Source organism: Mesorhizobium sp. M7A.F.Ca.MR.148.00.0.0, from assembly GCF_003997735.1.
In the GTDB taxonomy this organism is placed as follows: Bacteria; Pseudomonadota; Alphaproteobacteria; order Rhizobiales; family Rhizobiaceae; genus Mesorhizobium.
The window spans coordinates 1-7,861 of sequence record NZ_RZTB01000170.1 but is presented as its reverse complement, the minus strand read 5'-3'; the positions used below and the strand labels follow the sequence as shown (position 1 = coordinate 7,861).

Here is a 7,861-nt window from a genome sequence, read left to right as displayed (position 1 = left end):
GGTGACGCCTTCGCCCAGTTCATATTTGCGGACCATGTCCTTGGTCACTTCAAGCTGGCCGAGCACGAAGAATTCCGGATCGTTGGCGGGCCTTGTCTTGTCGAACGGCGTCGCCAGCTGCTCACCGGGCTTCACCGGCCGCACGATATGCGGCGTGACGATGACGACCAGCTCGGTCTCTTCCTTCTGGCTGCTCGAATTCTTGAACAGCGCTCCTACGATCGGCACCTGGCCGAGCCACGGCACCTGGTTCTGTAGCTTGGTGGTCTTGCTGGACAGAAGCCCGCCGACGGCGAAGCTCTGGCCGTCGCGCAACTCGACGACGGTTGTCAGTTTGCGGTTGGTGAAGATCGGGTCGCCGGCGGTGGTGAAGCCGGTCAGGTCGCTGACCTCCGGCGCTAGCCTGATGTGGATCTTGTCGTCGGCGAGCACGACCGGCGTGAACAGAAGATTGACGCCGAATTGCTTGTACTCGATCTGGACTTCGCCATCCTTGTCGACGCTGCGGATAGGCACCTCTCCGCCGGCGTTGAAGCTTGCCGGCTCGCCGGAAAGGGTGGTTAGGTTGGGGTTCGCGAGCGTGCGCACCACGCCCTTGGCCTCCAGCGCCTCAATGTACAGGTCGACCTTGATGTTGCTGTCGATGACGCGGGTGATCAGGGCTCCGAAGGGGGTGGAGGCGGACAGGAGGTTACTGAGCAGACCGCCCGGGCCGAGCACCACTCCGTCTTCGTCGACGGCAGCAATGCCGGTTCCGGTTTTAGTCGTGCCGTCGCCGTTCGTGCTCTTGATCGACACGCCGAGATCGCGGCCGGCGTTGCGCTTGGCTTCCAGAACACGCACTTCCAGATTGACCTGCTGGCTGTCGTCGACAGTGACGGAATTGATGATCTCGTCGGGTCCGTACTGCTTCGCCACGTCCATGATCGCCGCCAGCGTGGCGCTGTCCTTGACATGGCCGCCAAGCCTGACCCTGCCATTGACCGAGCCGATTTCGATGCGCGACTTCGGCGCCACCTGGCGGATCGCCTGCGCCATGTCGCTGACATCGACGCCGACCTCGATCTGGAGGGCGCCGAGCGAGCGCTTGTCCGTCGAAAACAGATTGACCGTGGTGGTGCCGGCGCCCTTGCCGATGACATAGAGCGTGCGGTCGGTCATCGGCTGGGCATCGGCGATCTTCTCATCGCCGACGACGATGTCGCCGAGATTGGCACTCACCTGGATCGTCACCGACTGCGACATCGGCAGGAAAATCCGGTGCACGCTAGGGGTCGACACGTCGATAAAGCGGTCTGCAGCGTGAACCGCGAAGCTCAACGACAGCAACGCACAGAAAAAGGCCAGAACGGCGGTCAGAGATCCCTGAAACACACGCATTAACTCTACCCCCTCGTCGGCTGATTCGCACTCCACGTATCTGATATGCCCATGTTATTTTTGTCGCGGCACATCATATGTTTCGAGCTTTATACCTCTAAAGACACCGACTGTCGCCCGCGCCGGTGCTTCCGGCTGCACATATTTGACCACTTCCTTGACGACTTCTTTCACCTGCGGCGCACCTGCCACAGCCGGCGCCGGCTTGACCTTGCTTAACTGGTCGAGACGGCTTCCCACTTGCTCTACGGCTTGGGTCAAACCTGCTAGCTTGTCTTCGGCGCGCTTGCGCTCCTCCGCGGCCGCAGCTTCCGCCGCTGCCTTCTTGTCGAGCTCCGCCTGCCTGGCGGCGACATCGGCCGGCGTGTCGCCGGTCAGGTCGGAAAGCGTTACCCGTTCCGTTGTCTCGCCCTTGCTGGCCGCGGCCTGGCGCAGCGCCAGAGACAATTGGCCGGCGCCTGCTGCTAGCGTCAGCTTTTGCGCGTCCCGGGTGCTGGCCTCGAGCGTCACCGACTTCACCACCGTCGGGCTGTCCTTGCTTTCGTCGGCCACCTGGTCGATGGCGAGCACCTTCATGCTCTGCAGCAGCACGTCGACAAAACTCCTGTCTGCCCCGTCATCGCCGCGCGCCGTGCGCGTCAGCAGCACATCGACCCGGTCGCCCGGGAAGACGAAGCCGGCGACACCGAGTACGTCATTGACGCGGATCGAAACGGCCTTCATGCCTTCGCCAAGCACCGCCGAAAGCGTGGCGCGCTGGCCGGGGCCTGTGATCTTGGTAGCGAGAATCGGCTCATTGACGCCGATCGCTTGCAGCGCCTGCTTGGCACCGTCACCAGCCAACAGGTCTTTCGTTGTCTTGAACGCCCCAGCCGGAACCGCACCCGCAGGCCATGCGACTTCGCGCAATTTGTCTGCGCTCAACGCATCGCCGAACTTCAGCGGCATCGCGGCAACGACGACCGTGCTGCCTTGGACGATGCCTGTTTGCGCAATGGCGTTTCGCTGACCGGCGAGCCATATGTTGACAAGTACGACCGCGAGAACGCCGAACACACCGGCGAGCACGACCATGATCAGTGTGTTGGCACGCATGAACCCCAAGCCCCAGCAGACGCGGGAATTCGCCCGCGGCGATTTGAACCCAGGCCCGGAAGGTCAATTCCGGACCTGGGGATTATTGATCAGCTGCCGGCGCCGCTAGCGCAGGTGCCGACCGTACCGTCGAGCGCAGTGCAAAGTTGCGTAAACCGACCCGTGACCCACCCGCCGATGCCGATGATGAAACCGATCGCGGCGACCGCAATGATTCCGATCAGGATGGAATATTCGACCATGGCAGCGCCGTTTTCATCGTCGCGGAACTGCCGGGTCATCGTCATGAGCTTCTTCATGTCAATTTCTCCCTTTGGAGGTTTGAACCCGACGAGACAGAGCAAGAGATGAAATCCATACCCAAGCATCCCCCGTCATCTCGATCCTAGGTCTCGAGAAAACGCTGAGTCAAACGAGATTAAGGGTTCCTTAACTTTCATCTACATGATTCGGCAAGAAGATTACAGTTCCGAGTTTTCGCAACAGCTTGATTCTTTTCGTTTTTCAAGCGCCTTAACCATTCGTTCACAATTTGGCCCCGGATGTGGCAAGATTGCGGAAGCATTAGCAATAATGCATATTCCTTTATGTCTAAGGGCTTAGCTGCCTATCTTGGGCGGTTTGTCCCGGGATCGGATTGGGCCCGGAAAGCGATGCCGACGCCTCGGCCATGAGACCGGCTTCCATGTCAAATAAGCGCGTCATTACAGGCTCCTGATCTTAACTATGTAGAAAGTATTGATGGTAGGTCGACCACCTGAGCGCTTGTGCCTCCTGTGGTTAACAGTTAGTTTCCGCTAATGAGGGACTAAGGGGAGTATAAGCGATTATGCTGGGGCGGTTCATCAAGGGACCAAGTGAGTCGAAGGTCGAGGCAAAAACCGAGCCGTTCGCAGCGCTGGCTGTTGTTCCCGCGCTATCTCCGTCAGCTGAGATCGAAGTGCATGGTGACGATTTCCTGACGATCAAGGTCGAACTGCATCGCCATTTGATCGACCGGTTCAACCTGACCGCCCTTGAAAATGCTTCCAAGGATGAGATCCTGAATGAGATCCGTCCGATCGTGCGCGAGTTCGTTCGCGCTCGTGCTGTGCCGCTGAATGCGCGCGAACTCGATCAACTCACCAGCGATACCGCCGACGAGATGTTGGGTCTCGGGCCAATAGAGCCGCTACTCAAGGATGATTCCATTACGGACATCCTCATCAACACCCATAAGCGCGTTTTCATCGAGCGGCGGGGCATCGTCGAAGAGACGCCAATCCGGTTTCGGGACGAGGCGCATCTGCTGCGCGTCATCAACAAGATCGTTTCGGCCATCGGCAGGCGTGTCGATGAATCGTCGCCCATGGTCGATGCGCGGCTGGAGGACGGCTCTCGCGTCAATATCGCGGTGCGGCCGGTCTCGGTCGACGGCCCTCTGGTCTCGATCCGCAAATTCTCGAAAAACCCCTATTCGCTCGAGCGTTTGATGGCATTCAATTCGATCCGTCCGCCGATGATCGAACTGCTGCGGATCGCAGTCCAGGCGCGCAAATCGATCCTGGTTTCGGGGGGCACCGGCAGCGGCAAGACCACCTTGCTCAATGCACTGTCGAGCTACATCCCCTCGAAGGAGCGACTGATCACCATCGAGGATGCGGCCGAACTGCAATTGCAGCAGCCGCATGTTGGCAGGCTCGAGACGCGTCCGCCCAATGTCGAGGGCAAGGGCGAGGTGCGCCAACGCGAATTGCTGAAGAACGCCCTTCGCATGCGGCCAGACCGCATCATCGTCGGCGAAGTTCGCGGCGAAGAGGCCTTCGACATGCTGCAGGCGATGAACACCGGCCATGAAGGCTCGATGACGACAATCCATGCCAACACGCCGCGCGATGCGATCTCGCGGCTGGAGCAGATGGTCGGCATGGCCGGCATGCCGATGACGCATGAATCAATCCGGGCGCAGATCGCGTCCGCCATCGACATCATCGTGCAGACACAGCGTCTTTCGGACGGCGGCCGGCGTGTCACCTCCATATCGGAACTGACAGGCATGGAGGGTAATGTCGTCCAGCTCCAGGAAATCTATCATTTTGTCCGCCGTGAGGTTACAGCCGAGGGCAAGGTCATCGGAGATTTTCGCGCAACCGGTGTCCGTCCGCGTTTCGCTCCAGAGGCCGCAACGCTTGGCCATCATTTCGCCAAGGACGCCTTCAACCCGCAGGTTGCCCTCTGATGCCGACGGGTCAAGCTCTGCTCTATTTCATCTACATGCTGGCGGCAGCCTCGGTCATTCTGGCAGGCGAAGCTCTCTATCTTTCCTTTGCCGGCCGCCGCTCCCGGTCCATGGCAGTCAATCGCCGGCTGAAGCGGCTCGCCGGCGATGTTCCGGCCGAACAAACGTTACAGGGGTTGCTGCGAGAGCGCGGGCTCACGGACTCCGGCGATTTCCTTTTTGGAATGGTCTGGCTGAACAGGCTCTATACCCAGTCCGGCATCACTGGAAATCCCCTGACATTCGCCGCGACATTCCTGCTCGTCGGACTGGCGATGGCGTTGTTGATGGCCTTCCTTTTCAATTTCTCCACCTTGGCATCGCTCATCTTTCTGGTCGTCGGGCTGGTCTTGCCGCTTCTCGTCCTCCGGCGTGCGCGCAACAAACGAATCCAGAAGTTTGCCAAACAACTGCCGGATGCGCTCGACATGATCGTTCGTTCGCTGCGCGCCGGACATCCCGCTTCGATCGCAATCGGTCTGGTCGCGCGCGAAATGCCCGATCCGTTGGGCACTGAATTCGGCATCGTCTCCGATGAGATCACCTTCGGTCTCAGCATCGAGCAGGCCGTGCGAAAGCTCTCGCAGCGTGTCGGCTTCGAGGGCCTTCAGCTGCTGTCGGTGTCGCTGTCGATCCAGGCCAAGACCGGCGGTAATTTGACTGAAATTTTGTCCAACCTGTCCTCTGTACTGCGCGAAAGGCAGAAGCTTCGAATGAAAATCCGGGCGCTTTCCGCCGAGGGGCGCGTGTCGGCCTGGGTAATATCACTGTTCCCCCTCGTTATGTTCCTGATCCTTCAAATAATTTCTCCATCTTATTATGGGGGCGTGTGGCACGACGAACTAATATTCCCAATATTCACACTATTCGGCCTGTTGGCTTTGCTTGGAGATTTTATCATGTATCGAATGGTCAATTTTGATTTCTGACAGGAGCGAAGTGTAAATTGTTTTCAAATATTCAGGATATTGGTTTCTTGGTGTCTATCGTCGTATTTTCGGCGGCGGCGTCCTTTTTCCTGTTTGGCGCGCTTGTCTTCTTGCCGGCTCTGCAAACACGAAAGCTTGTCGCGCAGAGCTTGATAGGGGAGGGAATTACAGACCGCCGGTCCATGCTTGGACAAGACGTGGTTGCCAAGGCTGCGGCGCAGCGGCCGGTCGACGCATATTTCAAGTCGATCGAAAAGGAGCGCGATGAGCCAAATGCTTTGGAAGCGAAGCTCTTTCGCGCCGGATTTTATAAGTCAAGCGCGCCACTGCTTTATACCCTGTCCCGTCTGGTCGCGGTCTGCCTAGGCTTTTTGGCCATCTATGCACTTTTGTCTCGGATACTTCCGCCACAACTGCCCGGTTTCATAACCTTTGCTGGCTCTGCTCTATTTGGCCTAGCCTGCATGGTGATTCCGAGCATCATGCTCGATCGCTTCGAGAACGGTCAGAAACGAATCTATCGCCGTGCCTTTCCCGACTTCATGGATATGATGATCACCTGCGCCGATGCCGGCATGAGCCTGGAGGCGGCGGTCGAACGTGTCAGTCATGAAATGGCTGCCACCCACAAATGGCTGGGAATACAGCTGTCGATCATGAACTTGCAGTTGCGCGCCGGCAAACCATTGCGCGAGGCACTACGCGAACTCTCGGACCGGATCGGTCTTGAAGAGGCGCGGGCACTGGCCGTGCTGTTCCGGCAATCAGAAGAGCTCGGGACAAGCCTCACCGATGCCTTGCGTGTTTATAGCGCCGAGATGCGCAGCCAGAGAATTCTGAGTGCTGAGGAGCGCGCCAATTCTCTGCCGGTAAAGATGATGATACCACTGGGCCTGTGTATCTTCCCTGTGGTTATGATGGTCATCATGTTGCCGGTCATCATTCGCATGAAGGGCGTTTTCTTCTAGTTTGGTATATGATTTGGTCCTAATGTGAGTCGGGGACCCTAGGGGACACATTTATGAAGAGGGTTATCGCGGCCGCGGCCTGTCTGCTCATGGCGGTGCTTGCCGGTTGCCAGACGGCGGACATAACCGACGGTGTCGTGCGCACCAACGAGCCGTCGAAAGGCGACGTGACGTCTTTTGGCGATGCTTTCGACGGGCTGAAAACGGTCAGCGACGTCGAATACTATGCCTCGGACCAGGCCGTTGCCGAAGCCAAGAACCAGTTCCGTGCCGAGAATTACGGCAATGCCGGCGCGCTGTTCTTCAAGGCGACGCAACTGGCGCCCAATGATGGGAACGCCTGGATGGGACTGGCCGCCTGCACCGACCGGATCCACCGCTTCGACCTCTCCGACAAGGCCTATGCCAAGGCCTTCAAGCTGGTCGGCGCGACGCCCGAATATTACAACAATGTCGGCTATTCCTACCTGCTGCGCGGCAAGCTGCAGGATGCGCGCTCGAACTTCCTCAAGGCTTACGAACTGGCGCCCAACGACCCGACCGTCGCCAACAATCTGAAGCTTTTGTCGTCAAGCGTGCAGAACGTCGAGCGCTAACATGCTGCTGGTCGAGGCGCTGCTGCTGAAGGTGCTCGCCATCCCTCTGCTGGCAAGGATTGCCTGGGTCGATTTCAAGACCCAGAAGATTTCCAATCGCGACGTGCTGCTGCTGCTCTGCCTGGGTGCCGGGGGCCTGCTGCTGCTGTCGCTCCAGTCCGGCTCGTGGTGGGACATGGGGCTGAGCGCCGGTGCAGGGCTTCTGCTGTTCGTCGTGTTCTTGCCCTTCTGGGCCCTGCGCAAGATCGGCGCCGGCGACGTCAAGCTGCTGGCAGTCGTGCCATTCCTGATCAGCGGCGCCGCTCTCGCGGTGTTTTCAGTGCTGCTCCTGGTTTTCGCCTTGGTCACCGCGGCGATCGTGAAAAACCCCTTCCTGCTGCCCGCGGGTGCTTTTCGGCTTGTCGTCCAGCATCTGGACCGCAAGGGCGTGGTGCCATTCGGCGTGCCGATCGCGCTCGCCGCGATCTGTACGCTGGCGTTCCTGATCTACCGGAGTTTGATGGTCGCGAGCAGCTCTGGAATCCTCAACCAGCTCAACTGACCCTGTCATCTCACGCGGCTGAATTGTCGCGCGGGAGATTTGACGGAGCATCAAACGAAAAACCCGCCTGTGCGGCGGGTCACTGGCGCAAATCA

Annotated in this window: 8 protein-coding genes; 5 read left to right on the top strand and 3 right to left on the bottom strand. The window is 59.0% G+C overall.

What is annotated here, in order from left to right; all coding sequences use genetic code 11:
• The 3 genes from EOB49_RS31440 to EOB49_RS31430 form a co-directional block, all read right to left on the bottom strand.
• On the bottom strand, nt 1–1,380 hold a 1,380-nt coding region (locus EOB49_RS31440; protein ID WP_164781873.1), incomplete at its 3' end, for a type II and III secretion system protein family protein.
• 54 nt (nt 1,381–1,434) lie between these two features.
• The gene (cpaB, locus tag EOB49_RS31435; protein WP_127383261.1) at nt 1,435–2,475 is read right to left on the bottom strand and encodes a Flp pilus assembly protein CpaB; all 1,041 of its coding nucleotides are present in this window, start codon (nt 2,473–2,475) and stop codon (nt 1,435–1,437) included.
• An 89-nt stretch (nt 2,476–2,564) separates the two neighbouring features.
• Nucleotides 2,565–2,774 carry a Flp family type IVb pilin gene (locus tag EOB49_RS31430; RefSeq protein ID WP_127383260.1) on the bottom strand — a complete coding sequence of 70 codons (210 nt, stop codon included), beginning with the start codon at nt 2,772–2,774 and terminating at the stop codon, nt 2,565–2,567.
• 530 nt (nt 2,775–3,304) lie between these two features.
• Between EOB49_RS31430 and EOB49_RS31425 the strand changes: the two genes are divergently transcribed.
• The 5 genes from EOB49_RS31425 to EOB49_RS31405 are packed head-to-tail and all read left to right on the top strand — an operon-like array spanning nt 3,305 to nt 7,766.
• Nucleotides 3,305–4,693 (top strand): CpaF family protein, encoded by a 1,389-nt coding sequence (locus tag EOB49_RS31425; protein WP_127383259.1) that lies wholly within the window; start codon nt 3,305–3,307, stop codon nt 4,691–4,693.
• On the top strand, nt 4,693–5,661 hold the full coding sequence (locus EOB49_RS31420; protein WP_127383258.1) for a type II secretion system F family protein: 969 nt from the start codon (nt 4,693–4,695) through the stop codon (nt 5,659–5,661). Before EOB49_RS31425 ends, EOB49_RS31420 begins: the two co-directional genes overlap by 1 nt.
• A gap of 17 nt (nt 5,662–5,678) precedes the next feature.
• Complete coding sequence (locus tag EOB49_RS31415) at nt 5,679–6,629, top strand: type II secretion system F family protein (protein ID WP_127383257.1); 951 nt, start codon at nt 5,679–5,681, stop codon at nt 6,627–6,629.
• Between the two features lie 53 nt (nt 6,630–6,682).
• On the top strand, nt 6,683–7,225 hold the full coding sequence (locus EOB49_RS31410) for a tetratricopeptide repeat protein (protein ID WP_127383256.1): 543 nt from the start codon (nt 6,683–6,685) through the stop codon (nt 7,223–7,225).
• A 1-nt stretch (nt 7,226) separates the two neighbouring features.
• Nucleotides 7,227–7,766 (top strand): prepilin peptidase, encoded by a 540-nt coding sequence (locus tag EOB49_RS31405; RefSeq protein ID WP_127383255.1) that lies wholly within the window; start codon nt 7,227–7,229, stop codon nt 7,764–7,766.
• Nucleotides 7,767–7,861 lie beyond the last annotated feature (95 nt).